This is a genomic window from Arthrobacter sp. Soil_C_49, from assembly GCF_057656635.1.
Map to the genome: position 1 here is coordinate 659,227 of NZ_JBDGJZ010000001.1, position 26,294 is coordinate 685,520.

Here is a 26,294-nt window from a genome sequence, read left to right on the forward strand (position 1 = left end):
GTTGCTGATGTCCTTGAATGGCTGGCTGCTGTCCCAATCGCTATGGACGGGCCGGGAAAGATTGACCAGATGCGGGAGCTGGAGGACGTGAAGTCCGCTGCCGCGGCGAAGCAGGCCCGTATCGCCGTGGCCTACGATCTTGGCGTCCGGCGGGAACAGGCCGCCGCGGGTGTGCCGGCGGATGAGCTCGGTGCCGGGGTGGGCGCGGAAATCGCGTTGGCGCGTCGGGAGTCCCCGTCCCGTGGGAGCAGGCTGCTGGGTCTGGGGAAAGCCCTGGCTGAGATGCCCCACACGTTCGCGGCGCTGGAATCGGGCCAGCTGAACGAGTGGCGGGCCACCCTGGTGGTGAGGGAAACGGCCTGCCTGTCGGTTGAGGACCGGGCCGCTGTGGATGAAGAGATCGCGGCGGACACCGGGTCCCTGGCTCATTGCGGGGACCGGGCCATCAACGCCGCCGTGCGGGCCGCCGCATACCGGCGGGACCCGCACTCAGTCGCCAGGCGGGCCAGCCATGCCGTGAATGAACGGACCGTGACCCTCCGGCCGGCTCCGGACACCATGACCCGGCTGACCGCTCTCCTTCCGGTGGCCCAGGGGGTCGCCGTTTTCGGCGGCGCTGACCAGGCACGCCGATGCCTTGAGGTCTTCGGGCGATGAGCGGCCCAAGAGTGCCATCATGGCCGATCGGCTCGTGGAATGCGTCACCGGCACCCCGGGCGGCTACACCGGCATCAACCTCCAACTCGTCATGACCGACCGCACCCTCTTCCAAGGCCACAGCGAACCCGCCCGCCTCACCGGCTACGGCATCATCCCCGGCGAATGGGCCCGAAAAGCCCTCAAGGGCGAACTGATGACAGACGCTGGACCTGGGCACTTCGCGGATGATTCCGAGCTTCAGGCTTGGCTCCGCCGGCTCTACACCGCCCCCACCAGCGGGGAGCTCGTCGCAATGGACTCCAAAGCCCGGCTCTTCCCGCCGGGACTCCGCCGGTTCATCCAGGTACGGGACGACACCTGCCGCACCCCCTACTGCGACGCGCCCATCCGCCACCTGGACCACATCATTCCCTGGCACAACGACGGACCAACCGCCGGCACCAACGGCCAAGGCCTCTGCGAAGCCTGCAACCACACCAAAGAAACACCAGGCTGGACCGCAAAGACGGTTACCAGACCAGGTCAAAGGCATTCAGCCGAAACAAGGACACCCACCGGCCACACCTACAGGTCCACCTCGCCGCCCTTGCCGGGAACGCCGGTAGCCAACGGCCCCCTACTTCGAACCGTTGCGGTTGGCCTGCCTGCCACAGCAGTAATGCGGCCAAGGCCACGTCGCGCTGAAGCCAGGCAACGCAATGCCCTCAAACGCGCCCACTTCCAGGAAGCGCTGCCTAGGTAGCGGCAGCGCATCAGGGAGCAGCCCTAGACTGCGGAAGCCACCGGGGCTGTTGACACGACCTGGACAGCCAAATCCTCCGCCGGCGGGGTCCAGGTTTCGGGGAATGCCACTACCTGCTCACCGGTGCGGATGTCCTTGACCTGGTGGGTGCCGTTGTCGTCGGTGAACCATACGAAGGGGATGCCGCGGCGGTCGGCGAATTTGATCTGCTTGCCGAATTTCTCAGCCTTCGCTGCCACTTCCGTGGCTATTCCGCGGCTGCGGAGCTGGGCTGCGACGTCCTGTGCGGCGCTCCAGCTCTCATCATTGCTCAGGGCGACAAGCACGGCGGTGGGAACGGACCGGGACGCCTTGGCCAGGTCCTGGCTGAGGATGCGGGACACCAGCCGGGTAACGCCGATCGAGAGGCCAACTCCGGGGAACTTCCGGTTACCCTTGGAGGCCAGCGCGTCGTAGCGGCCGCCGGAGCAGATGGACCCAAGCTGCTCGTGGCCCACCAAAACAGTTTCCACCACGGTACCGGTGTAGTAGTCCAGGCCGCGGGCGATGCTGAGGTCGGCCAGCACCTTGCCGGGAGCGCGCTGAACAGCGGCCTCGATGACCTGTTCCAGTTCGCTCAGGCCTTCCTCGAGCAGCTCATTGCTGACGCCCAAGGCCCGCACCTGTTCCACAAAGGAGGTGTCCTCGGTGCGGATTCCCGCCAGCTCCAGTGCTTTCTGCGCCTGTTGGTCGGTTGCTCCGAGTTCAGCCTTCAGCAGCCCGGCGACTTTCGCGGGACCGATCTTCTCAAGTTTGTCGATGCTGCGCAGTACACCGGCAGTATCGTCCAGGCCGATGCCGCGGTAGAAACCCTCGGCGAGCTTGCGGTTGTTGACCCGCAGCCTGAAGTCGGGGATGGGGAGGGCGCTGAGGGCCTCTGCAATGACCAGGGCGATTTCGACGTCGTAGCGGAACGGCAGTTCGCCGTCGCCCACCACGTCGATATCCGCCTGGGTGAATTCACGGGCGCGGCCCTCCTGGGGCCGCTCACCGCGCCAGACCTTCTGGATCTGGTAGCGGCGGAACGGGAAAGCGAGGTAGCCGGCGTTCTCCACCACATAGCGTGCAAACGGAACAGTCAGGTCAAAGTGGAGTGCAAGGGCGTGAGGATCAGCTTTGCCGCCCTTAACGGGGTTCTCGCTCTCGTCCTCCTGGAGCCGGCTGAGACCGTACACTTCCTTGTCGATTTCACCCTTGCGAAGCAGCTGCCCCACGGTTTCAACCGCCCGCGTTTCAATGGAAGCGAACCCGTGCAGCTCGAATACCCGGCGCAGCGTGTCCAGCACATGCAGCTCCACCAGCCGCTCCTCGGGAAGCCACTCAGGGAATCCGGACAGGGAGGCGGTGCGTGCCATGGTGGATTTTCTCCTCTTTGTTAAGGGTGCCTGGGACTTGCGCGGCCCGAAACGGGCCCGGAACGGCGGCAGTCCAGCCAGTCATGCATAAACTATGTGCGGCAGTCAGTTTATGCGTCATCCGCCAGCATCTCTAATGCAGCGGAAGCGAGGGCTCGGCCGTCAGACACCTGCGCCGGCGGCCCGTGCCGCGCGGCGCAGCAGCCCGACAATAAGGAGGACCCTTGGCGGCCAGTTCACGCAGTGCCCGCGAAGCAAAGCGGCGCATTCAGCAGATGGAAGCCAAGCGCGAGCTGCGCCGGGACCAGGAGAAGCGGCGAAAGCGCGACAACATGATCGCCGCCGGTGCCGGAACCGCCGCCGTGCTGCTCGCCGTCGTCCTCCAATTGACCGCCTTTGCCGGCAATCCCACCGAGGAGGAGTTTGCTGCCGCCGAGGCAGGGCTGTCCAGCCCTTCCGCATCTGCGAGCCCGTCAGCACAAGCGACCAACGGTCCCAACATTCCTGCCGCGGAAACGGCTGCCGGAAAGACCTTCACCGGAAACCTGGTCCTGAACGGCAGCCCGCTGGCTGTGGAGCTGGACGGGACGAAAGCACCGCAGGCCGCCGCTGTTTTCAAGTCGCTCAGCGACGAAGGCTACTTCAGTGCCAAGTCCTGCCATCGCCTCACCACAGGTGAGACGTTCGGGCTGCTTCAATGCGGCGCATCCGGTCCTGACGGGCAGGGCGACCCAAGCTACACGTGGGGGCCCCTGGAGAACACACCCGCGGACAATACCTATCCGGCCGGAACCATCGCTGTGGCCCGCACGGGGAACAACGCGTTCGGAAACGGGAAACAGTTCTTCATTGTGTACAAGGACACGGTCATTCCGGCGGACAGCGCCGGGGGCTACACCGTCGTGGGAAGAGTGACTTCCGGCCTTGATGTGGTGTCGAATATTGCTGCAGCCGGGGTCACGCCGGGCAGCAGCGACACAGACGGCGCACCTGTGGAACCAGTCACGATAGACTCGTTTTCTCTGAAGTAGGAAGCCGGGCCCCGGAGGCTGCGGTGCAGGACCTGAGTATTTCCCTCCAAGCGAAAGACTTTTAGCGGTGACAGACAGTCAGAAATCCGACGAAACAGCAACAGACCTGACCGGGACGGCGGCCCCCGCCTCCGAGGAAGTTTCAGTTGCAGCCAGCACCCCGGAAGCGGAAGCTCCCGTGGAAGAGGCCCCCGAAAGCACCGCCACCGGGAGCGTTGCCGAGGAGGGTACAGCCTCGGACGCGAATGCGACGGCAGACCCTTCCCCGGCCGGCACAACCCCGGAAACCAGCGCCCCGGCACCGGCACCCCGTCCGGCTCCCTCTCCGGCCGCCTTCGCTTCCCGTCCCAAGCCTGCCGCCGCGCCTGCCGCAGCTCCGGCACCCGCAGCGCCGGCAACATCGCTGGCAGAAGCCTCGAAGTGGGGCCGCGTTGAAGGGGATGGACACGTCTTTTTGAACATCGACGGCGCCGAGCACCCCGTGGGCCAGTACCCGGGTGTCAGCGACGACGAGGCGCTGGCTTACTTCGCGCGGAAGTACGACGACGTGGTGGCCCAGATTGTGCTGCTCGAACAGCGCGTCAGCTCCAGGGCCCCCAGCACCGACATGCAAAAGACCGTCACCCACCTGCGCGAGCAGCTCGCCGAGCGCAACATGGTGGGCGACCTCCGGTCTGCAGAGGCCCGCCTCGATGCGTTGTCAACGCAGATTGTTGAACTCGAAAAGGCGGAGAAGGCGGAGCACGACGCCGCCCGCGCCTCCGAGCTCGCTGCCCGCGAGGCGATCGTGGCCGAAGCCGAGGAAATCTCCGGCCAGGATCCCGCCCAGACACAGTGGAAGACCTCCAGTGCCCGGATGAACGAACTGTTCGAGACCTGGAAGGCGGCCCAGAAGAGCGGAGTCCGCCTGGGCCGGAGCAACGAGGACGCCCTGTGGAAGCGGTTCCGTGCCGCCCGCACCGTTTTCGACCGTCACCGCCGCGCCTACTTCTCACAGCTGGACAGCAACAACTCAGCTGCCAAGTCCGCCAAGGAGAAGCTGATCACCGAGGCCGAAGCACTGTCCACCTCCACCGACTGGGGATTCGCCGCCGGCGAGTACCGCCGCCTGATGGACCAGTGGAAGGCCTCCCCGCGGGCCAGCCGCAAGGACGACGACGCCCTCTGGGCCCGGTTCCGCGCCGCCCAGGATGCCTTCTTTACTGCCCGCCAGGCAGCAAATGACGAGATCGACCAGGAGTACGCCTCGAACCTCACGGTCAAGGAAGCCCTCCTGACCGAAGCCAACGCCATTCTCCCGGTGAAGGACCTGGCAGCTGCCAAGAAGGCCCTGCAGTCCATCCGGGACCGCTGGGAAGAGGCCGGCAAGGTTCCTCGCGCGGACATGGGACGCGTCGAAGCAGGCTTGCGGAAGGTGGAGGACGCAGTCCGCCACGCCGAGGAAGAGCAGTGGCAGCGCTCCAACCCGGAGCGCAAGGCACGCACCAACAGCGCACTTTCGCAGTTGGAATCCGCCATCGCGGGGCTCCAGGAAGACCTTGCCAAGGCTGAGAAGACGGGCGACCAGCGCCGGATCAAGGCTGCCCAGGAAGCCCTCGAAGCGCGCCAGGCCTGGCTCGACCAGATCCAGCGGTCGGCCAGCGAACTGACCTGACCGTCTTTTACTCCCAGGCTGTTGCACTGCAGGCCCGGTTCCGGTTATCCACATAACCGGAACCGGGCCTGTGCCAGTTAACGTGGGCGCGGCAGGATGGGTGGATGGCGACACCATCGGCAACTCCCGCCGCCGCCCACGGCGCGGATTCATCCTCCAGGGCAGAACCGCTGCCGCGCTTTCCCGAGCTCTATGCTCCGGGCATGCCGTTTGCCCTCCCGGAGCTTCAGTCGCTGGCCGCGGACGGCCTGCTGACCCGGTTCCATCAGCACGGTTACGCACTGCCCGGAACCCCTGCCACCCCGCAACTCCGGGCACGAGCCGCAGCCGGGGCGGTTCCGGCGGCCGTCCGCCAGCGGGTGGTGGCCGGGCGGATGACGGCGGCCTGGATCTATGGCTGTGCGGCCGAGCCGGACCGTTTGGCACTTTTGGTGGATACCAAGCGGCGGGTTTCGAGCCTCCGGAACACCAGGGGGTGCAGCCTGCATGAGGTCAAGCTCGGGCCCTTTGACGTTGTCAGCCTGGGCGGCCTGATGGTCTCCAGTCCCCTGCGCACTGCGCTGGATATCGCCCTGCATGTGGACGCGGAGCGGGCCATCCCCACGTTGGATAGTTTGCTGGCACGCCCGCAGAACGATGTGCGCCTGCGGTTGCTGATTCTCGCCGTGGAAGCGAGTCCCAGGGTGCCCCACAAGAGGGCAGCCCTGGAAAAGCTGGCGCAGCTAGCTCCGGCGCTTGTTCCCCGTGGTGCGGTAGACGTCGAAAACACCGTCGATCCGGCGGACAGCACTCAGGACGTGGTTGAGGTACTTGGGGTCGCCCATCTCGAAGGCGAACTTTGAGATGGCTACCCGGTCGCTGGACGTATGGACGCTCGCGGCCAGGATGTTGACGTGGTTCTCGGACAGCACGCGCGTGACGTCGGAGAGCAGCGATTTCCGGTCCAGCGCCTCAACCTGGATTTCCACGAGGAACACGCTGGACTGTGTGGGCGCCCAGTCCACGTCAACGATCCGGTCCGGCTGATCCTTCAGGTCGGAGATGTTGGTGCAGTCCGTCCTGTGCACGGATACGCCCGAGCCCCTGGTGACGAACCCGAGAATGGGGTCCGGCGGAACAGGCGTACAGCAGCGGGCCAGCTTCACCCAGACGTCGCCGACGCCGCGCACCACAACACCGGAATCGGAGAAGCGAGCCTTGGTGACCTGGGTGGGGATGCTGACTTCGGAGATGTCGTCGTCGGCGCTCTCATTGCCGCCGAGGCTTTCGACGAGCTTTTCCATGACCGCCTGGGCCGAGGTGTGCCCGTCACCCACGCCGGCGTACAGGCCGGAGATGTCGACGTACTTGAAATCCTCCGCCACCGCGGCCAGCGCCTCATGCGTCATCAGTCGCTGCAGGGGAAGGTTCTGCTTCCGCATGGCGCGGGTGAGGAGTTCCTTGCCGCGGTCGATCGCCTCTTCGCGGCGTTCCTTGCTGAACCACTGGCGGATCTTGTTGCGGGCCCGGGCGCTCTTGACGAAATGCTGCCAGTCCTGGCTGGGGCCTGCTCCTTCGGCCTTGGAGGTGAAGATCTCCACCCAGTCGCCGTGATTCAACTCGCTGTTGAGTGGAACCAGCTTCCCGTTGACCCTGGCGCCGATGGTCCGGTGACCCACCTCGGTGTGGACGGCGTAGGCGAAGTCCACGGGAGTGGATCCGGCGGGCAGGGCCATCACCTCACCCTTGGGGGTGAAGACGAAAACCTCCCGCGCGTTGATCTCGAACCGCAGGGAATCGAGGAACTCCCCCGGATCCGACGTCTCCTGCTGCCAGTCCACCAGGGACCGGAGCCAGCCCATGTCGCCGTCGCGGGGGCTGCCGGGGCCAACGGCGGTGCGGTTGGGCTGGTCCTTGTACTTCCAGTGCGCCGCAACACCGTACTCGGCGCGGCGGTGCATTTCGTGGGTCCGGATCTGGATCTCCACCGGCTTGCCGCCAGGACCGATCACCGTGGTGTGCAGCGACTGGTACATGTTGAACTTGGGCATCGCGATGTAGTCCTTGAACCTGCCGGGCAGCGGGTTCCAGCGCGAGTGCATGGTGCCGAGGGCGGCGTAGCAGTCACGGACGGAGTCCACCAGGACACGGACACCCATGAGGTCGTTGATGTCGTCGAAGTCCTTGTCGCGGACAATCATCTTTTGGTAGATCGAGTAATAATGCTTGGGCCGGCCCGTGATGGTGGCCTTGATCTTTGCGGTCCGCAGATCTTCGGTGATCTGGTCACGGATGACACTGAGGCTCTTCTCCCGCTCGGGCGTGCGGTCCCCCACCATGCGGACGATCTCTTCGTACACCTTGGGGTACAGGGCTGCGAAGGACAGGTCCTCCAGCTCCCACTTGATGGTGTTCATGCCCAGCCGGTGCGCCAGCGGGGCAAAGATTTCCAGGGTTTCACGGGCCTTGCGGGCCGATGATTCGGCAGACACGAAGCGCCAGGTGCGGGCGTTGTGGAGCCGGTCGGCGAGTTTGATCATCAGCACCCGGATGTCCTTGGCCATGGCCACGACCATCTTGCGGACTGTCTCGGACTGCGCCGCTTCGCCGAAACTGACCTTGTCCAGCTTGGTGACCCCGTCAACAAGCATCGCAACTTCCGGGCCGAAGTCACGTTTCAGGTCGGCGAGGGTGTACGGGGTGTCCTCCACGGTGTCGTGCAGGAGTGCGGCCGCCAAGGTGGTTCCGCTGAGGCCCAGCTCGGCGAGGATCGTGGCCACAGCCACCGGGTGGGTGATGTACGGGTCGCCGCTCTTGCGCTTCTGGCCGCGGTGGCTCTGCTCTGCAACGTCGAACGCACGCTGGATGAGGTCGAAATCCTCTTTGGGATTGTTGGCCCGGACCGTCCTCAGCAAAGGCTCAAGGATGGGCGAATAGTTGGCCGTACCCCGGCCGGTCAGGCGGGCAAGCCGGGACCTGGTGCGTTCCCGGCGGCCCGGAAAAGTGGGGCGGGAACCGGAGTTGTCCACGGGGACCAACGAACCTGCGCGCGCAGAAGCGGCCGTCCCGGTCTGCACACCGGCCGGACCCTGATCTCCCTGTGCTGTCGGCAGCGACGCAGAACGTTCTTCCAATGAAGCACCCTTCATGACCGTTTAATTACCCCAGTCTATTCCTCACCGCAGCGACTTTTATAACCGGCGCTTAAACCAGCACGGGCCGGGCAGCGTCAGGATTCTGACGCTGCCCGGCCCGGACGGAACGTCCTAGGCCTGTGCCGGCTCCACGGGAGCAGCGGACCGCTCCGCAGCGGCACGGCGCTGCTCAACCCGCTTGGCCTGCCGTACGAGGTCAGGCTCGTTCTGGCGCAGCCAGGCGTACATCGGAGCGGCAACAAAAATCGTGGCCGCAGTGCCGATCAGGATGCCGACGAACAGCGCGAGTGAAAGGTCGCGCAGCGTACCCGCCCCCAGGAGGCCGGCGCCGATGAACAGGATGGCGCCGACGGGCAGGATGGCCACCATCATGGTGTTGATCGAGCGGACCAGCGTCTGGTTCACTGCCAGGTTGACTTCCTCCGCGAACGTGCGCCGCGTTGAGGCATCGAGCTCGGCAGTGTTCTCACGGATCTTGTCGAACACCACCACGGTGTCATAGAGCGAGTAGCTCAGCACGGTGAGGAACCCGATGATGGCTGACGGGGTGACTTCGAAGTCACTGAGGGCGTACACCCCGGCTGTGACGAACATCGTCACCACCATGCCTGCGATGGCCGATAGCGACATCTTCCAGGTGCGGAAGTACAGCGCCATCAGCACCGCGGCAAGGAGCACAAAAATCACCAGGCCGATCAGCGCCTGCTTGGTCACGTCAGCACCCCAGGTGGGTCCCACAAAGGTGGACGTCACTTCGTTATCGGTGACTCCGTAGGCTGTGGTGAGGCCCTCCTTGATGCGAAGGGTCTCATCGTCGGTGAGCTTGTCGGTCTGGATCCGCATGGTGGTCCCGGCCACGTTGGCGACGCGGGGCACGCTGCCGGCCACCACGTCCGTGACGGCCTTCTCGCCGAGGGCGGCGTCTGTGGTTTTCACGTTCGAGACCGTGAACTCGGATCCGCCGCGGAACTCGATGCCGAGGTTGAAGCCGCCCTTTGCCACCGGGATGAGGATGGACAGGGCGACGGCCACGGCCGCAATGATGAACCAGATCTTCTTGGCCCCTACAAAGTTGTAGGAGCGTTTGCCGGTGTAGAGCTCGTTACCGAACGTCGCGAAGCTTGGCATTACTTGTTCTCCTTCGCTGCAGACTTCGAGGAGCCGGCCAGCTCTTCCTGCTTCTGCGCCAGGCGGCGTTCGGCAATGGTCATCCGGCGTTCCGCCTCGGCCGTGGCGCCCGCGTTTTTGGCACGGACAGCGACGGCGGGCCGGTCCTCGGGGGTCCTGAGGCGGCCGGCGCCGCGGTACAGCGGAACGGCGCCAAGGCGCTTCGGATCGAGACCGGAGAACCGGTGTCCTTCACCAAAGAACCGGGTGCGGGCCAGCAGCTGCAGCGTGGGGTGCGTGAACATAAACACCACGATGAGGTCGGCGATGGCGGTCAGGCCCAGGGTGAAGGCGAAGCCGCGCACGTTGCCGACGGCCACGAAGTACAGAACCAGGGCCGCCAGCAGGTTGACTGCCTTCGAGGCCAGGACGGTCCGCTTGGCGCGCTTCCAGCCGTTTTCGACGGCGGACACCAGCCCGCGTCCCTCCCGAAGCTCATCCCTGATGCGCTCGAAGTAGACGATGAACGAGTCTGCCGTCTGGCCGATAGCCACGATGATGCCCGCGACGCCGGCCAGGGACAGCCGGTAGTTTTCCGTCCAGCCCAGGATGGCGATGGCCAGATAGGTCAGGATGCCGGCCACCACGAGCGAGGCGATGGTCACAAAACCGAGGGCCCGGTACTGGAACAGCGAATAGACCACCACCAGCAGCAGGCCGATGAGGCCGGCAAGGAGACCCATGCGCAGCTGCTCGCCGCCGAGGGTGGCGGAAATCTGCTGTTCGCTCTGGATCTCGAAGCTGATGGGCAGGGCGCCGAAGCGGAGCTGGTCGGACAACGCCTTCGCGGTCTGTTCCGTGAAGCCGCCGGTGATCTGCGGGCGGCCGTCGGTGATCACGGCAAGCGAACGCGGAGCTGAGATGACCTGGTCATCCAACACGATCGCGAACTGGGCCTTGGGGTCGTTGCCCGACTCCCCGCCGGCAGCGACATAGAACTGGTTCAGGCGTTCGGTGACCTCTTTGAACTTGGCCGTGCCTTCGTCGTCGAACTGGATGTTGACGGCCCACTCGTTGGTGACGGCACCCTGTGCGCCCTGCTGGAGCTGGAAGGAGGAGGTGACGATGTTGCTGCCCTTGACCTCCACGGGACCCAGGATGTACTTGATTGCGGGGTTGGTTCCCGACGCAGGTTCACAGGTGACCAGCGGCTTGGCCGGGTCGGAACGTTCCTGCTCGTCCTGGGACGGGTTGTCGCAGTCAAGGGCTTCGAACTGGCGGTAGATTTCCGGCGTGATCCAGTTGATGTCGCTGCTGTTGGCGGGTTCCGCCGTCGGCTTGGGCAGCTGGTCCTCAGGTGCCCGCGACTCCTCCGGAACGGGAGCGCCTGCCCCGTTGAGCAGGACAGGGCGGAAGTTCATGTCGGCGGAGGCCTGGATCAGGTCGCGGGTCTGGCTTGACGGGGTGCCCGGAAGGCTGACCACCACATTGCGCCCCGACTGGGTGCTGATCTCGGCTTCGGCAACACCGGAACCGTCCACGCGCTGGCGGATGATCGCCACAGCCTGGTTGAGCTGTTCTTCATTGATGTCCGAACCGCCCTCAACCTTGGGCGCCAGGATCATCTGGGTGCCGCCTTCGAGGTCCAGGGCCAGCTTGGGCGCCCAGCTTGCCTTCCCGGCCATGGTGCCGCCGGCCAGGACGGCGGTCAGCGCGACGATGATTACGCCGAGCCAGACCAGGACCCTGAGGCCTGGTTTCTTAGGGCCAGTTCGTGCCATTGTTGATCTTTCTCTTATTCACGGACGAACCGCCGGTGCCAGGTGTTACAGGCACCGGCGGTGTTCCGCAGCCGTAGAGGTGTGGAAAAGCGCTAACGGGGACTAGCTGTCCTTCTTGCCCTCATCGTTGAGGCGCTTCAGGGTCTCGTCCGGCGTCTCGGCCGGCTGTGCCGTGGCGCCGGTTTCCGGCGCGGTGATTTCCTGGCCCGTGATGGAGGATGCATCATCCGGGACTGCAGGGGAAGCGGCTTCGGGAACAACAGCCGGTTCAACGATCTTGGTGACGGCCTGGCGGTGCACGGTGGCGGTGTTGCCGGGGGAAAGCTCAAGGGTGACCTTGTTCTCGGCCTCGTCGATGTCCACGATCCGGCCGAAGAGGCCGAAACTGGTCATCACGTCGACGCCCGGGCCGAACTTCGACTGGAGTTCCGCCTGCTGCTGCTGCGTCTTCTTGTTGCGGCGGAACATCATAAAGATGAACACACCGAGCATGACGAACAGGAGAATTGACATTGGATCCAAGGGGAATTCCGTCCTTTTATTTGCCTAGCTGATTTTCCAGCAACATCGGCTTCGCTCCGGCCGGGGCAGAACTGTCAGGCAGGCAGAGGCCTGACGGGTTCCTTCCCCAGCGACGCAGGCGGCGTGTGCAGCCCGCGAAGCAAAGACCCGAACGTGCCGAGCGTCATACCAGTCTAAAGGGAAAAGCTGAAGGGAGCCTGCTACTGGCTTTGCTGGACCCAGTTGTCAGTGCCGTCGGAGTCATCTCCCGCGGTATCAAAAAGGTCCAGCGGCTCCTGCCCGAAAACGCCGGACGGGATCGCGTAGCCGAGGTGGGTCCAAGCCGGGGCCATCGCGATCCTTCCCCGTGGCGTGCGGCCCAGCAGCCCCTCGCGCACCAAGAAAGGCTCCGCCACCGTCTCCACGGTCTCGGTTTCTTCACCGACGGCGATGGCCAGGGTGGACAGGCCCACGGGGCCGCCGCCGAACTTGGTGATCAGGGCTTCCAGGACTGACCGGTCCAGCCGGTCGAGCCCCTTCTTATCCACCTCATACATGTCCAGCGCCGCGGACGCGGCGCGGGCGTCAATTTGTTCGATTCCGTGGACCAAAGCCCAGTCCCGGACGCGCCGCAGCAGCCTGTTGGCGATACGGGGTGTGCCGCGGGAGCGGCCGGCGATCTCGCTGAACCCGGCGGAGTTGACCTTCAGGTCCAGCAGCCCGGCGGAGCGCCGCAGGACAAGCTCGAGCTCGGCAACGGAATAGAACTCCAGGTGCCCGGTGAAGCCGAACCGGTCGCGCAGCGGCCCGGGCAGCAGGCCTGCGCGGGTGGTGGCGCCGACGAGGGTGAACGGCGGGAGTTCAAGCGGAATGGCAGTGGCGCCGGCGCCCTTGCCCACCACGATGTCCACCCGGAAGTCCTCCATGGCCATGTAGAGCATTTCTTCGGCCGGCCGGGACATCCGGTGGATTTCGTCCAGGAACAGGACCTCCCCCTCGGAGAGGGAGGAAAGGATGGCAGCGAGGTCTCCGGCGTGCTGGATGGCGGGGCCGCTGCTGATCCGCAGCGGCGCGTTCATCTCCGATGCCACAATCATGGCCAGTGTTGTTTTACCGAGCCCTGGCGGGCCCGAGAAGAGCACGTGGTCTGCGCTCCGGCCGCGCATGCGGGAGGCCTGCAGCACCAGCGACAATTGCTTCCGCACCCGGTGCTGGCCCACAAAGTCATCGAGGTTCTTGGGCCGGAGGGCGGCCTCGATGGCCCGCTCTTCCGGCTCCTCCCCCGCGGCCACCAGGGACGGTTCAGCCACGGCTGCCTACACGGTTGCCGGCGCGCGCCCCGTCCTGGCCGAGCCAGCGCAGGGTGGTCCGCAGAATTTCCGGCACATTGCCGCGGAAAGACACCTCGGGGTCATCCGCCAGTGCCTTGTCGATGCTGGAGGAGGCGTCCTTTTCGGACCAGCCGAGGCTTGTCAGCGCGGCCACCACCTGGGGTTTCCAGGCGGCCTCAGCGGCTGTAGGTGCCCCCGGTGCAGCGGCAGTGCCGTGCGGCACCAGCTTGCCTGCGAGCTCCAGGACGATCCGGCCGGCCACCTTGGGACCGATGCCGGGCACTTTGGTGAAGGTCTTGCTGTCGCCGGTGTGTGCCGCCACCCGGATGGCCTCCGGATCATGGACAGCAAGGACGGCCAGCGCCAGCCGGGGGCCAACCCCGCTGACACTGAGCAGGATGTCGAAAACTTCCCGCTCGTCGTCGGACGCGAAGCCGAAAAGCGTGAGCGAGTCCTCCCGCACGATCAGGGACGTGAAGAGCTGGCCCTCCTCCCCGGTGCGGAGCTTACTGAGGGTCTGGGGCGTGGCGTTAACGCTCATTCCCGCGCCGTTGAGGTCAATCACGGCCGTGGACAGGCCTACGTGCGCTACGGTTCCGCGGAGGAAACTGATCAAGGCCGGGCTCCTGGTGTACTGCCGGGCTGCACCTGGAATGAGGGCAGGACCGGTTATCCGAACATATCTACGAATACCCTAGCAAGCGGCCGGGACAATCAGCGGCCACGCCGCACCTTCGCCTCCGCTTCGGCCCACGCACGCTGGGCAGGCGTCAGTGAGGAACTGCCGGGTCCCGTGGTGGCGACAGAAGCGCCGCTGCCTGCCCGCCATGCGTGGGTGATGGCCAGGGCCAAAGCGTCTGCGGCGTCGGCCGGGCGCGGCGGCGCATCCAGCCGAAGGATCTTGGTGACCAGTTTGGTCACCGCATCCTTGTTGGAGGAACCGCTGCCGGTCACCGCCGCTTTAACTTCCGACGGCGTGTGCAGCGCCACGGGGATTCCCCGGCGGGCGGCGGCGGCAATCACCACGCCCGACGCCTGGGCCACGCCCATCACCGTGCTGACGTTGAGCTGGGAGAAGACACGTTCGACGGCGAGCACCTGGGGCTCGTAGCGGTCCAGCCACTCGTCGATGGCCAAGGCAATCACCAGGAGCCGCTGGTCCAGCGTCTCCTCCGGCGAAGTACCCACCACGCCCACGGCCACCATGGTGGCCCGCCTGTTCCGCTCGACGTCCACCACGCCGATGCCGCAACGGGTCAGCCCCGGGTCAACCCCGAGTACGCGCAGCGTCACGGGCGTGCGGTTTCAGCAGGCACCGCCGGGCGTCACTCTGCTTCCAGGGCAGCCTGGACTTCGTCGCTGAGGTCGGCGTTGCTGTAGACGTTCTGGACGTCGTCGAGGTCTTCGAGCGCGTCGGCCAGCTTGAGGAATTTGCGGGCGCCGTCGACGTCGAGCTCCACCTGCATGGATGGGACGAACTCCACCTCGTCGGTGTCGTACTCGATGCCGGCTTCCTTGAGGGCTTCACGGATAGCTTGCAGGTCACCGGGTTCGGAGTGGATCTCGAAGGTATCGCCGTTGTCCTTGACTTCCTCAGCGCCGGCGTCGAGCACTGCCATCAGGACGTCGTCCTCGCTGAGGCCGTTCTTGGGCAGCGTGACAACGCCCTTGCGGGCGAAGAGGTAGCTCACCGAGCCGGGATCGGCGATGGTGCCGCCGTTGCGCGAAATGGCCAGGCGCACCTCGGAGGCGGCACGGTTCTTGTTGTCCGTGAGGCACTCGATCAGCAGCGCGGAGCCCTGGGGGCCGCGGGCTTCGTACATGATTTCGGTGTAGTCCACCACTTCGCCGGTGAGGCCGGCGCCGCGCTTGATGGCACGGTCGATGTTGTCGTTGGGAACCGAGGTCTTCTTCGCCTTGGTCACGGCCAGTTCCAGGCCGGGGTTGCCGGCGAGGTCCGGGCCGCCCATCCGCGCGGCAACTTCGATGTTCTTGATCAGCTTGGCGAACGACTTTGCGCGGCGGCTGTCAATGATCGCCTTCTTGTGCTTGGTCGTCGCCCATTTGGAGTGGCCTGACATGCTTTACGCTTCTCCTCTGATCATGCGGATAAAAAGTTCGTGTACGCGTTTCTCCCCCGTCACTTCCGGGTGGAAGGAGGTGGCCAGCAGCCGGCCTGAACGCACTGCAACAATTCTAGCCGTCCCGGGCAGCGGGACGGCGTGGGACGCGTGCTCCGGATCAGCCGGCTCCACCTGGGCAAGGATTTCCACGTCCGGCCCCGTGCGCTCTACCCACGGTCCGCGGATGAAGACGGCGTGGACGGGTGGAACGCCGGATTCCGTGGCACTGAAGTCCAGTCCCTTGAAGTCCAGGTCCGTCTCGAATGACTCGCGCTGCCGGCCGAACGCGTTGCGGCGCACGGTGATGTCCAGTCCACCGAACGTCTGCTGCGGAGCGCCGGAAAGGTCCGTGGCCGGATCGGCGATATCAGAGGCCAGCAGGATCATGCCGGCGCAGGACCCGTACACCGGCAGGCCGCCGGCAATGCGTTCCTTGAGCGGTTCGGCCAGGTCGAAAGCGCGGGCGAGCTTGTCAATGGCGGTGGATTCGCCCCCAGGAATAACCAGGCCGTCCAGGCCGTCCAGCTCCTTGGGGCGGCGGATACCCATGGCCTCCGCGCCGGTCGCTTCGATGGCCCGGAGGTGTTCGCGGAAGTCACCTTGGAGCGCCAGCACGCCGATCCGCAGACCGGATCCAATGCGCGCGGAAGCAGCTGAAAGGGAATTTGTCATCCATCCAGCATACGGCTCCGAGGCTTTCCGGCCGTCCGCAAGCACGTCCCCGGCAGCAGCTGTATGCCGTTGCTGGGATATATTCGAACCATGTTCTCCTTCAGCGTTCCGCTCGGCAAGCTTGTCCGCCGGGCCTCCCGGCTCCGGGGTGGCGGGTCTGCCTTTCCAGGGCTGGTGGTCGAAAAAATCGATCCCGGCTTTATGCGGCGCACACTCACCACCCTCCCCCACGGCGTCGCCGTCGTCAGCGGCACGAACGGCAAAACCACAACCACCAAGATGGTGGTGGAACTGCTGGAGAGCCAGGGGTTGAAGGTTTTCACCAACCGCACCGGCAGCAATTTCACCCGGGGCGTGGCGGCGGCCCTGCTCGGCGAGGTGGACTGGCGCGGCCGGCTCGACGCCGACGTCGCGGTCCTGGAACTGGACGAGGCCCACGCCGTGCATTTCGTTAACAGCGTCCCCCCGCGCTACTGCCTCCTCCTGAACGTCCTGCGCGACCAGCTGGACCGGTTCGGCGAGATCGACAAAACCGCACAGCTGCTCCAGCACATCGCCGCAAAAACCACAGGGACCGTGGTCCTGAACCGTGAGGATCCCCGCGTTGCCCGGATCGCGGCGACGCTGACCGGGCAGGACGTCAAGTACTTCGGCCTGGACGATTCGCTGCTGGGAACCTTCCCCAACGACGACGACATGCGCGCCGCTCCCGGAAGTCCCGCCCCGGCGAACCTGCCGGAGAAGCCCGCAGCCGACGTCGTACTCCGCAAGGTAGGCGCGCACAGCGCCGAGTTCGAGTACGACGGCGGCACTGTCACCACGGGCATGAAGCTGCGCGGGGTGTACAACATCTTTAATGCGGCGGCGGCGCTGACGCTTGCGCGCAGCATTTGCGGCGGCGGGGCAGCCACCGCTGACCATGCCACCCTGCTGGAGGCACTGTCCAAGGTTGAGCCGGCGTTCGGCCGCGGCGAGAGCCTCACTGTGGACGGGCAGCCGCTGGACCTCGTCCTGGTGAAGAACCCGAGTGGCTTCCGATTGGGACTGAAGTCCTTTCCGGCCGGCGGCTACGCCACGATGATCGCCATCAATGACAACTACGCCGATGGCCGGGACATGTCCTGGCTGTGGGACGTGGAATTCGATTCCCTGCGCGAAGGCGGAGTGGACCAGGTGACCGGATCGCGCGCCTATGATATGGCGCTGCGGCTGCAGTACGACGACGTCCCGATCGGCGCCGTCGAAACGGAGATCGCGCCGGCCCTCGCCGCCTTCATCAGGGAAGCCAAGGGCAAACCCAAGCGCGTGTTCTGCACCTACACCGCCATGCTGGCGATCCGGCGCGAGCTGTCCAAAATCACCACCGTGGAGGTTGTCTCTTGAGCCAGGCAGGCGCGGATTCCGCGAACGCGAGCAAGGGCACCCTCCGGGTGGTGCAGCTGTATCCGCGGGACATGAACATTTACGGTGACTGGGGCAACGCGCTGGTGCTGCAGCAGCGGCTCCACTGGCACGGCTACACCCCCGAACTGCTCGAATACAACGTGGGCGATCCGTTCCCAGCGGACGTGGACATCATTGTGGGTGGCGGCGGCCAGGACAGCGGACAACTGGTCATCCAGGACGACCTCCAGGCGCGGGCCGGAACGTTGAAGGACCTCGCCGAGGACGGCGCCCCGATGCTGGTGATCTGCGGGCTTTACCAACTTTTCGGACACTTTTTCAAAACGCGTACCGGCGCAGTCATCCCCGGCATCGGCGTCCTGGACGTGGAAACCCACGGAACCGACGAACGGCTGATCGGCAACGTCAAGGTGGCCACCCCGGAGTTCGGCGAAGTGCTTGGATATGAGAACCACAGTGGCCAGACCCGGCTTGGCAGCGGAGTACGGCCCCTGGGCACCGTTGCCAAGGGCACCGGCAACAACAGCAGCGACGGCCACGAAGGCGCCCGCTACCGGAACATCGTGGCGAGCTACCTGCACGGCTCGCTGCTGCCCAAGAACCCGGCGATTGCCGATTTCCTGATCCGCACCGCCGCCGAGCGGAAATTCGGGACGTTCGAGCCGGGCCACCCGGACGACCATTTCGCCGAACTGGCCAGGGAGCACGCGGCGCGCCGCCCGCGCTGATGACCCTGCCGTCCCGCGTTACCCCGTTATCGAGCAGCCGACGGCGGCGCTTGCCCTCCCCGGAGAAGCTTAGGGTTCGCGGCTGATCAGGAGCTCGTGGGCGCCTGCCGCTGCTGCTCCGCGCGACTCCACCACGCTGCTGGTCCGCTGCCTGGTGGCGGCGTCGGCTTCCGGCCCGGCACAGGGCCCCTGCGGCGCGTCTGCAGCGACCGAACACCAGCGGTACGGATCGCGGACCATGACCGACGGCGCCCACGCGAGGTCCGTGGATGACCATTTCCCGGCGGCGTCCTGGCCAAACTGCACCCTGACCAGCAGTCCCTCGTTGTTGACTACGTACCAGGGTGAAAGTTCGGTGATGCCGTTGCCGAGGCCGTAGACGATCCAGGTGCCTTTGTAGTTTTCGATCGGCAGCACCGAGTGGGTGTGGTGTCCGTAGATCAGGTTGAACTGCCCGCTGTCCACCAGCGCGTGCGCAACCTCCTGCTGCTGCGCATTCGGTTCACCCGCGTACTCTTCACCGGCATGCATCCCGCCCAGGACGATGTCCGCCCCGAGTTCCCGGGCCTTCACGGCCTTGGCGATCATGGCCGGGGCGTCCAGCATGTCAACTTGCCATGGGTAGTCGGGGACCAGTCCGTTGAGTCCGTACGCAGCCTCGATGATGGCGACTTTCGCGGCCGGCGTCTGCATGATCAGGATCCCCTGGGACTCAGTTTCCGTCCGGTATGAGCCAGTGTGCTTAAGGCCGGCGGCATCGAGGGAATCAAGCGTGCGCAGCAGACCATCGGTGCCGCGGTCGATGGTGTGATTGCTCGCGGTGGTGCATGCATGGTAGCCCACGTCCTTCGAGGCGGCGATGATCTGCGGCGGGACGTTGAAGGACGGATACGCCGAGAACGGACCTTCCGGACCGGCCACAGGTGTTTCCTGGTGGCAGATGGCAAGGTCGCTGTGGTTGATGTACCGCCGTTGGCCTTCGAGCAGGGGCACAAAGTCGAAGCCGGGTTTGCCTGCTGCCGCCGCATCCTGCTGCGCCTGCTGCCAGAGCTGGGTGTTGACCAGCATGTCGCCCGTAACCAGCACCGAGGTGCACCGCAACATGGGGCAGGCCGGGCCCTTGCCAGGTGTGGGAGTGGGCGTGGGCGTCGGGCTGGGGGCCGGAGCTGCGGCAGTTGACGTTCCTGAACCGGGTAGGTGGGAACCGGACACAGCGGGCCGGGGTGTTTGCCCGGCCTGCTCAGCCACCAAACCGCAGCCCGCCAGGGCGGCAGCTGCGAACACTGCGCAGGCGGTGGCGCGGGCGCGCACGGCGGCGCCACCCCAACTAATCCCCATAGCGGTCATTGTAGGTACTGTCACCACGCGCCACGGGCATTTTGGGTCGTTGAGAAGGTGTGCCCCGTGTGGAAGATTTACCGCATGACAAACCCCCTGCTTCAACCCAGCCCGCTTCCGTTCGGCCTGCCGCCGTTCGGCGAAATCCAGGTCTCGCACTATGCCGAGGCAGCCGAGGCCGGATTCGCGGAGCACCTTGCCGAAATCCGGGCCATTACGGAAAACCCGGAACCGGCCGGCTTCGAGAACACGGCGGTGGCGATGGAGCGGTCCGGCCAGCTGCTGCAGAGGGTATCTGCCGCGTTCTTCACCCTGGTTTCCGCGGACGCGACGGATGAGATCCGGGATCTTGAAACAGAACTGTCCCCGCGCTTTTCAGCCCACCAGGACGAAGTGTTCCTGAACCGGGCGCTGTACGAACGCTTCGCTGCCATCGACACGTCCGGCCTGGATGCGGAGTCCGAACGCCTGGTGGAAGAGTATGTGAAGGAATTCCGGCAGTCCGGCATCCAGCTGGACGAGGCCGGGCAGGAGCGGCTCAGGGAGCTCAACGCGGAACTCTCCCGGATGGGCACCGAATTCGGCCAGCGGGTCAAGGAAGGGATGAAGTCGGCGGCCCTCCTGCTGGATGACGCCGGGGACCTGGCCGGCATGCCTGCCGACGACGTGGCACGGGCCGCAGAAGCTGCGCGTACTGCAGGGCAGGATGGGAGGTTCCTCCTGACGCTGATCCAGCCCACAAACCAGCCTGCCCTGGCCGTCCTCGAAAACCGGGACATCCGGCGTCGGCTCTTTGAAGCTTCGGTGGCGCGCGGAAGCAGCGGCGGCCCCCTTGACGTCCTGGATCTCGCGAGATCCATGGCGGGCCTCCGCGCCGAAAAGGCCGCCCTGCTGGGCTTCGCCAACTACGCGGAACTGGTGGTGGACCGCCAAACCGCGCCCGATTTCGCGGCGGTCCAGTCGATGCTGAACCGGATGGCGCCGGCCGCTGTCCGCAATGCCGACCGCGAGGCGGCAGCCCTTGCCGAGGCAGCAGGCCACCCTCTGGAGGCCTGGGACTGGGCCTACTGCTCCGCAAAAGTCCGACGGGAAAAATTCGAAGTGGACGAGCAGGCACTCCGCCCGTATTTCGAGTTGGAACGGGTCCTCACGGACGGCGTCTTCTTCGCCGCAACGTCCCTGTACGGCATCACCTTCCACGAGCGGACAGACCTTGTTGGCTACCACCCGGATGTCCGCGCCTGGGAGGTACGGAACGCGGACGGCAGTGTTTTGGGACTGTTCCTGGGCGACTACTACACGCGCGAGTCCAAGCGCGGCGGTGCCTGGATGAATTCCCTGGTGGAACAATCGGAGCTGCTCGGAACCGCACCCGTGGTCATCAACAACCTGAACATCTCCAAGCCGCCGGCAGGCGAACCCACGCTGCTGACCCTCGACGAGCTGCGGACCACGTTCCACGAGTTCGGCCATGCCCTGCACGGACTGTTCTCCAACGTGACCTATCCGAGGTTCTCCGGCACTGCTGTCCCCCGCGACTTTGTGGAGTACCCGTCCCAGGTCAACGAGATGTGGATCATGTGGCCGGAGGTGCTCGCCAACTACGCGAAACACTACAAAACCGGGGAGCCGCTCCCGCAGGACATCGTGGACAAACTCAACGAATCGCGGCTGTGGGGTGAAGGCTTTGCTACCACCGAGTATCTGGGCGCCGCCCTGCTGGACCTGGCCTGGCACGTCCTGGGAGCCGCCGAGGTTCCTGAGGACGCCGTGGCTTTCGAGGACAAATCCCTGGCGGCCGCCGGCATCGCCCATGCACTGATTCCGCCGCGCTACCGCACCGGATACTTCCAGCACGTTTTTGCCGGCGCGGGCTACGCGGCCGGCTACTACTCCTACATCTGGAGCGAGGTACTTGACGCCGAAACCGTGGACTGGTTCACCGAGAACGGCGGCTTGTCCCGGGCCAATGGCGAACGATTCCGGCAGGAGCTCCTGTCCCGCGGAAACAGCCGGGACCCCCTCGACTCCTTCCGAGCCCTCCGGGGCCGCGAAGCCAAACTGGAACCCCTCCTAAAACGCCGCGGCCTGGAGTAGCCGCCCCACACCCCGCACCCCCTTAAAGACGTACGACGCGGTCCCCCACCAGAAAGAGGTGAGGAACCGGCGTCGTTACTACTGAAAGCAAGGCGACGGGCGGTGCGGTCCGGCAGCGTGCGTAAAAGGGGCCCCGCCCCCAACTAGCGCCAGTATGGCGGCAGCGGGAGGCGGGGAATAGCACGCAGAGGATCGCTCCGTCCGGCGCCACAACGGAGAGAGACTACCAGCCGCGCTCGGCGAGGCGGTGCGGCTGGGGGATCTCGTCGACGTTGATGCCCACCATGGCTTCGCCCAGGCCGCGGGAGGCCTTGGCGATGACGTCCGGGTCGTCGAAGAAGGTGGTGGCCTTCACGACGGCGGCGGCGCGCTGGGCGGGGTTGCCGGACTTGAAGATGCCGGAGCCGACGAATACGCCGTCCGCGCCGAGCTGCATCATCATGGCGGCGTCGGACGGGGTGGCGATGCCGCCGGCGGTGAACAGCACCACCGGAAGCTTGCCGGCAGCGGCGACTTCCTTGACCAGTTCGTACGGGGCCTGCAGTTCCTTGGCCGCGACGTAGAGCTCGTCCTCGGGCAGGGCCGCGAGCTTGGCGATCTCGGAGCGGATCTGGCGCATGTGCCCGGTGGCGTTGGAGACGTCGCCGGTGCCGGCCTCGCCCTTGGAGCGGATCATCGCCGCGCCCTCGTTGATGCGGCGCAGCGCCTCACCTAGGTTGGTGGCGCCACAGACGAACGGGACCTTGAACTTCCATTTGTCGATGTGATTGACGTAGTCGGCCGGGGTGAGGACCTCGGACTCGTCGATGTAGTCCACGCCGAGGGACTGCAGGACCTGGGCTTCGACGAAGTGGCCGATGCGGGCCTTGGCCATGACCGGGATGGACACGGCGTCGATGATCTGGTCGATCATGTCCGGATCGGACATGCGGGACACGCCGCCCTGGGCACGGATATCGGCCGGAACGCGTTCCAGCGCCATCACAGCAACGGCACCGGCATCTTCGGCGATGCGGGCCTGCTCGACGTTGACGACGTCCATGATGACGCCGCCCTTGAGCATCTCAGCCATGCCCCGCTTCACGCGGCTGCTGCCCGTGACGCTGTTCGCGGACGAACCGGCCTCGTTGCTTACATCAGGTGTAGACACAAAAACCCCTATGGGTAGATAGATGACCTTCGCCGGGCGTGCAGGGCGGCAAGGAGATGCCATGTTTACACACACCGGGTTGCCGGATCCATTGACCGGGCAGTCCTAATACTAGTCTCACCGCGGCCGGCCGGCTCAATTCGTGTTAATCCGCCGGGGACGGTTCCGCAAGAGCCTGGCGGCGCACCGAAGCCACGCGCTGGACCACCGTGATGAGGCTGGCGAGGGCGAGCAGCGAAAGCGTCACCAGCAAGACCACGCTCGGCAGCCCCAGACCGGTAAATCCGGTGACCACCAGAACCGAAACCAGGCGCTCCGCACGTTCGGCGATGCCGACGTTCGCGGTGAAACCCAGGGACTCGGCTTTTGCCCGGGCGTAGGAGACCACCATGCCCAGGACAAGGCAGACGGTGGCCATCATCGCGATGGGGACGTTGGCTCCGCCGGTGAAGAACCATACGGCGAGCCCAGCGAACAGGGCTCCGTCGGCGATCCTGTCCAGGGTGGAGTCGAGGAAGTTGCCCCAGCGGCCGCCCACCGCCTGCATCCTGGCCATGATGCCGTCCAGGACGTCGGAGAAGATAAACGCGGTGATGAACAGGGTGCCCCACCAGAGCTGGCCCAAGGGGTAGAAGACCAGGGCCCCCACCACTACACCGGCCGTGCCGATGATCGTGACGGCGTCGGGTGAAACGCCTATGCGAAGGAGCCAGCGGGCAAACGGGGTGAACAGGGCCGTGAAGAACCCGCGCGCGTGCTTATTCAGCATCCGTCTCCCCGGGCCAGGCGTCAGCGACCTGCTGGCGGACCTCATCGAGGGTCTGCGTTATCGCCTTGGTCTGGGCGATGATGGGGAAGAAGTTCCCGTCGCCGCCCCATCGGGGAACGATGTGCTGGTGGAGGTGCGCGGCTATACCGGCCCCGCCCACCACGCCCTGGTTCATCCCCAGGTTGAAACCGCCTGGATTCGACACTTTCCGCAGGACCCGCATGGCGGTCTGGGTCAGCTCGGCAAACTCGGCCGTCTCCTCCACCGTCAGGTCCGTGTAGTCCGGGACGTGGCGGTACGGGCAGACCAGGAGATGCCCGGGGTTGTACGGAAAAAGGTTCAGTACTACGTAGCAGGTCTTTCCCCGGTAGACGATGAGTGCTTCCTCATCGGTACGTGCCGGCCCAACGCAGAACGGGCAGTCGTTTTCGTTTTTGAACTGGTGCTGGCCGCCTTTGATGTAGGCCATCCGGTGCGGAGTCCACAGGCGCTGGAAGGCGTCCGGGACACCGGCGAGGTCAAAGTCGTCGGTAACGCCGGCATCCCCCGGATACCCTGCGCCTGTGTTCTCCTGCACCGTATTGTTCCGTTTCGCTAGCTGGTCCGGTTCCGGACGGCTTCCGTGATCCGCTTGACTGCCTCGGCCACGGGCACGCCGTTGTCCTGGCTTCCATCGCGGAAGCGGAAGGAGACCGCACCCGCCTCGGCGTCATCGCCGCCGGCGATGAGCACAAACGGGATCTTGTCCTTGCTGGCTGTGCGGATCTTCTTGGGGAACCGGTCCGAGGAGGTGTCCACCTCCGCACGGATGCCTGCCGCCTTAAGCTGATCGACGACGTCGAACATGTACTCGTTGAACGTCTCCGCCACCGGAATTCCGACCACCTGAACGGGTGCAAGCCATGCGGGGAAGGCTCCGGCATAGTGCTCGGTGAGCACACCCATGAACCGCTCCACCGAACCGAACAGCGCACGGTGGATCATCACGGGACGCTGGCGGGTGCCGTCGGCGGCCTGGAATTCCAGCTCGAAGCGTTCAGGCAGGTTGAAGTCCAGCTGGATGGTGGACATCTGCCAGGTGCGGCCCAGCGCGTCCTTGGCCTGGACGGAGATCTTGGGGCCGTAGAAGGCCGCTCCGCCCGGATCCGGAACGAGTTCCAGCCCGGATTCCTGTGCAACCTCGGCCAGGGTCCTGGTGGCTTCCTCCCAGGCGGCGTCCTCGCCGACGTACTTTTCCGGGTCCTTGGTGGACAGTTCCAGGTAGAAGTCATTCAGCCCGTAGTCCTTGAGCAGGTCCAGGACGAAGGTCAGGGTCTTGGTAAGTTCGTCCTTCATCTGCTCGCGGGTGCAGTAGATGTGGGCGTCGTCCTGCGTCATGCCGCGGACACGCGTCAGGCCATGCACCACGCCGGACTTCTCGTACCGGTAGACCGAGCCGAATTCGAACAGGCGCAGCGGCAGTTCACGGTAGGAGCGCCCGCGCGACCGGAAGATGAGGTTGTGCATGGGGCAGTTCATCGGCTTCAGGTAATAGTCCTGCGCCGGCTTGCGGATGCTGCCGTCCTCGTTGAGTTCCTCATCCACCCGCATCGCGGGGAACATGCCGTCCTTGTACCAGTCGAGGTGGCCGGACACTTCGTAGAGGTGGCCCTTGGTGATGTGCGGCGTGTAGACGAACTCGTAGCCTGCTTCAACGTGGCGCTGCCGCGAGTAGTCCTCCATCTCCTTGCGGATGATGCCGCCCTTGGGGTGGAAGACGGGAAGGCCTGAACCGAGTTCATCCGGGAAGGAGAACAGGTCCAGTTCGGAGCCGAGCTTGCGGTGGTCGCGGCGCTCAGCTTCGGCAAGGCGTTCCTGGTAGGCCTTGAGGGCCTCCTTGGTGGGCCAGGCGGTGCCGTAGATCCGCTGCAGCTGCTGGTTCTTCTGGTTGCCCAGCCAGTAGGCCGACGACGACCGGGTGAGGGCGAAGGCGTTGGAGATCATCTTGGTGTTGGGCAAATGCGGGCCGCGGCACAGATCGCACCAGACGGTGGTCCCTTCCTTGCGCTCTACGTTGTCGTAGATGGTGATGTCGCCGGCGCCGACCTCGACGTTGACGCCCTCGCCGGCCTCGGCGGCCTCGTTCTTCTTGCCCAGGAGCTCGAGCTTGTACGGCTCGTTTTTCATCGCTTCGCGCGCTTCGTCCTCGGAGACCACACGGCGGACGAACTTCTGGTTCTGGTTGACGATCTTGAGCATCATCTTTTCGAGGGTTTTGAGGTCCTCGGGGGTGAAGGGTTCAGCGACATCGAAGTCGAAGTAGAACCCGTCAGCGATGTACGGGCCGATGCCCAGCTTGGCATCGGGGCGCAACTGCTGGACAGCCTGGGCCATAACGTGGGCCGTGGAGTGGCGGAGGACATTCAGCCCGTCCGGGGAATCGATGGTGACGCCCTCAACCTCGGCGCCTTCCGGCAGTTCCTGGTCCAGGTCCTTCAGCTCGCCATTGACGCGGGCCACTACAACATCACGGCGCTCAAAGAAGAGTTCCGCACCGGTTGTCCCGGTAGTCACCTTGGTCTCTTCGCCATCGACGAGAAGGGTGATCTGCTGGGCATCTGACACGGGTGTCTCCTATTCAAAGTTAAGGCTTCATAGCTTGTGGCATACGGGGACCACAGCCAGCCATCGTCAATGCT

Annotated in this window: 21 protein-coding genes and 1 pseudogene; 7 read left to right on the forward strand and 15 right to left on the reverse strand. The window is 65.3% G+C overall.

Annotated features, from left to right (window positions below; genetic code table 11):
• Positions 1–42 precede the first annotated feature (42 nt).
• Positions 43–1,402, forward strand: a pseudogene (locus tag AC3A4Z_RS03055) (HNH endonuclease).
• Positions 1,403–1,425: 23 nt separating this feature from the next.
• Here the strand turns inward: AC3A4Z_RS03055 and hisS are convergent.
• Positions 1,426–2,796, reverse strand: coding sequence for a histidine--tRNA ligase (gene hisS, locus AC3A4Z_RS03060; protein ID WP_498709956.1), 1,371 nt, complete (start codon positions 2,794–2,796; stop codon positions 1,426–1,428).
• A 224-nt stretch (positions 2,797–3,020) separates the two neighbouring features.
• Here hisS and AC3A4Z_RS03065 point away from each other — a divergent pair, with 224 nt between their 5' ends.
• The 3 genes from AC3A4Z_RS03065 (at position 3,021) to AC3A4Z_RS03075 (ending at position 6,323) form a co-directional block, all read left to right on the forward strand.
• On the forward strand, positions 3,021–3,827 hold the full coding sequence (locus AC3A4Z_RS03065; protein ID WP_498709958.1) for a peptidylprolyl isomerase: 807 nt from the start codon (positions 3,021–3,023) through the stop codon (positions 3,825–3,827).
• 67 nt (positions 3,828–3,894) lie between these two features.
• Positions 3,895–5,481, forward strand: coding sequence for a DUF349 domain-containing protein (locus tag AC3A4Z_RS03070; protein WP_498709959.1), 1,587 nt, complete (start codon positions 3,895–3,897; stop codon positions 5,479–5,481).
• Positions 5,482–5,585: 104 nt separating this feature from the next.
• Positions 5,586–6,323: a type IV toxin-antitoxin system AbiEi family antitoxin gene (locus AC3A4Z_RS03075; RefSeq protein WP_498709960.1), complete on the forward strand. Its 738-nt coding sequence runs from the start codon at positions 5,586–5,588 to the stop codon at positions 6,321–6,323.
• Here the strand turns inward: AC3A4Z_RS03075 and AC3A4Z_RS03080 are convergent.
• The 9 genes from AC3A4Z_RS03080 to pdxT form a co-directional block, all read right to left on the reverse strand.
• Complete coding sequence (locus AC3A4Z_RS03080) at positions 6,204–8,594, reverse strand: RelA/SpoT family protein (RefSeq protein ID WP_498709961.1); 2,391 nt, start codon at positions 8,592–8,594, stop codon at positions 6,204–6,206. The two genes, AC3A4Z_RS03075 and AC3A4Z_RS03080, sit on opposite strands and share 120 nt — an antisense overlap.
• A gap of 132 nt (positions 8,595–8,726) precedes the next feature.
• Positions 8,727–9,743, reverse strand: a complete 1,017-nt coding sequence (gene secF / locus AC3A4Z_RS03085) for a protein translocase subunit SecF (protein ID WP_498709963.1) — start codon at positions 9,741–9,743, stop codon at positions 8,727–8,729.
• The gene (gene secD, locus AC3A4Z_RS03090) at positions 9,743–11,503 is read right to left on the reverse strand and encodes a protein translocase subunit SecD (RefSeq protein WP_498709965.1); all 1,761 of its coding nucleotides are present in this window, start codon (positions 11,501–11,503) and stop codon (positions 9,743–9,745) included. The genes secF and secD overlap by 1 nt, the downstream gene beginning before the upstream one ends.
• Positions 11,504–11,605: 102 nt before the next feature.
• A complete protein-coding gene (yajC, locus tag AC3A4Z_RS03095) occupies positions 11,606–12,016 on the reverse strand; it encodes a preprotein translocase subunit YajC (protein WP_493968953.1) in 411 nt (136 codons plus the stop codon).
• 209 nt (positions 12,017–12,225) lie between these two features.
• Positions 12,226–13,314 carry a Holliday junction branch migration DNA helicase RuvB gene (ruvB, locus tag AC3A4Z_RS03100; protein WP_498709967.1) on the reverse strand — a complete coding sequence of 363 codons (1,089 nt, stop codon included), beginning with the start codon at positions 13,312–13,314 and terminating at the stop codon, positions 12,226–12,228.
• Positions 13,307–13,951: a Holliday junction branch migration protein RuvA gene (ruvA, locus tag AC3A4Z_RS03105; RefSeq protein ID WP_498709969.1), complete on the reverse strand. Its 645-nt coding sequence runs from the start codon at positions 13,949–13,951 to the stop codon at positions 13,307–13,309. Before ruvA ends, ruvB begins: the two co-directional genes overlap by 8 nt.
• Positions 13,952–14,049: 98 nt before the next feature.
• The gene (gene ruvC, locus AC3A4Z_RS03110; protein ID WP_498709970.1) at positions 14,050–14,628 is read right to left on the reverse strand and encodes a crossover junction endodeoxyribonuclease RuvC; all 579 of its coding nucleotides are present in this window, start codon (positions 14,626–14,628) and stop codon (positions 14,050–14,052) included.
• A 32-nt stretch (positions 14,629–14,660) separates the two neighbouring features.
• Positions 14,661–15,416: a YebC/PmpR family DNA-binding transcriptional regulator gene (locus tag AC3A4Z_RS03115; protein WP_498709972.1), complete on the reverse strand. Its 756-nt coding sequence runs from the start codon at positions 15,414–15,416 to the stop codon at positions 14,661–14,663.
• A 3-nt stretch (positions 15,417–15,419) separates the two neighbouring features.
• A complete protein-coding gene (gene pdxT / locus AC3A4Z_RS03120) occupies positions 15,420–16,130 on the reverse strand; it encodes a pyridoxal 5'-phosphate synthase glutaminase subunit PdxT (RefSeq protein ID WP_498709974.1) in 711 nt (236 codons plus the stop codon).
• A gap of 90 nt (positions 16,131–16,220) precedes the next feature.
• Between pdxT and AC3A4Z_RS03125 the strand changes: the two genes are divergently transcribed.
• On the forward strand, positions 16,221–17,513 hold the full coding sequence (locus tag AC3A4Z_RS03125) for a MurT ligase domain-containing protein (RefSeq protein ID WP_498709976.1): 1,293 nt from the start codon (positions 16,221–16,223) through the stop codon (positions 17,511–17,513).
• A complete protein-coding gene (locus AC3A4Z_RS03130; protein WP_498709977.1) occupies positions 17,510–18,262 on the forward strand; it encodes a type 1 glutamine amidotransferase in 753 nt (250 codons plus the stop codon). Before AC3A4Z_RS03125 ends, AC3A4Z_RS03130 begins: the two co-directional genes overlap by 4 nt.
• A 69-nt stretch (positions 18,263–18,331) precedes the next feature.
• Here the strand turns inward: AC3A4Z_RS03130 and AC3A4Z_RS03135 are convergent, their stop codons facing one another.
• A complete protein-coding gene (locus AC3A4Z_RS03135; RefSeq protein WP_498709979.1) occupies positions 18,332–19,609 on the reverse strand; it encodes a CapA family protein in 1,278 nt (425 codons plus the stop codon).
• A gap of 75 nt (positions 19,610–19,684) precedes the next feature.
• Between AC3A4Z_RS03135 and AC3A4Z_RS03140 the strand changes: the two genes are divergently transcribed.
• Positions 19,685–21,697: a M3 family metallopeptidase gene (locus AC3A4Z_RS03140; protein ID WP_498709981.1), complete on the forward strand. Its 2,013-nt coding sequence runs from the start codon at positions 19,685–19,687 to the stop codon at positions 21,695–21,697.
• A 223-nt stretch (positions 21,698–21,920) separates the two neighbouring features.
• Here the strand turns inward: AC3A4Z_RS03140 and pdxS are convergent, their stop codons facing one another.
• The 4 genes from pdxS to thrS form a co-directional block, all read right to left on the reverse strand.
• Complete coding sequence (pdxS, locus tag AC3A4Z_RS03145; protein WP_498709982.1) at positions 21,921–22,847, reverse strand: pyridoxal 5'-phosphate synthase lyase subunit PdxS; 927 nt, start codon at positions 22,845–22,847, stop codon at positions 21,921–21,923.
• A 145-nt stretch (positions 22,848–22,992) separates the two neighbouring features.
• Positions 22,993–23,616 carry a phosphatidylinositol phosphate synthase gene (pgsA, locus tag AC3A4Z_RS03150; protein ID WP_498709984.1) on the reverse strand — a complete coding sequence of 208 codons (624 nt, stop codon included), beginning with the start codon at positions 23,614–23,616 and terminating at the stop codon, positions 22,993–22,995.
• Positions 23,606–24,193, reverse strand: a complete 588-nt coding sequence (locus tag AC3A4Z_RS03155; RefSeq protein WP_091419818.1) for an HIT family protein — start codon at positions 24,191–24,193, stop codon at positions 23,606–23,608. The genes pgsA and AC3A4Z_RS03155 overlap by 11 nt, the downstream gene beginning before the upstream one ends.
• Positions 24,194–24,210: 17 nt before the next feature.
• Positions 24,211–26,220 carry a threonine--tRNA ligase gene (thrS, locus tag AC3A4Z_RS03160; protein WP_493968941.1) on the reverse strand — a complete coding sequence of 670 codons (2,010 nt, stop codon included), beginning with the start codon at positions 26,218–26,220 and terminating at the stop codon, positions 24,211–24,213.
• Between the last annotated feature and the right edge of the window lie 74 nt (positions 26,221–26,294).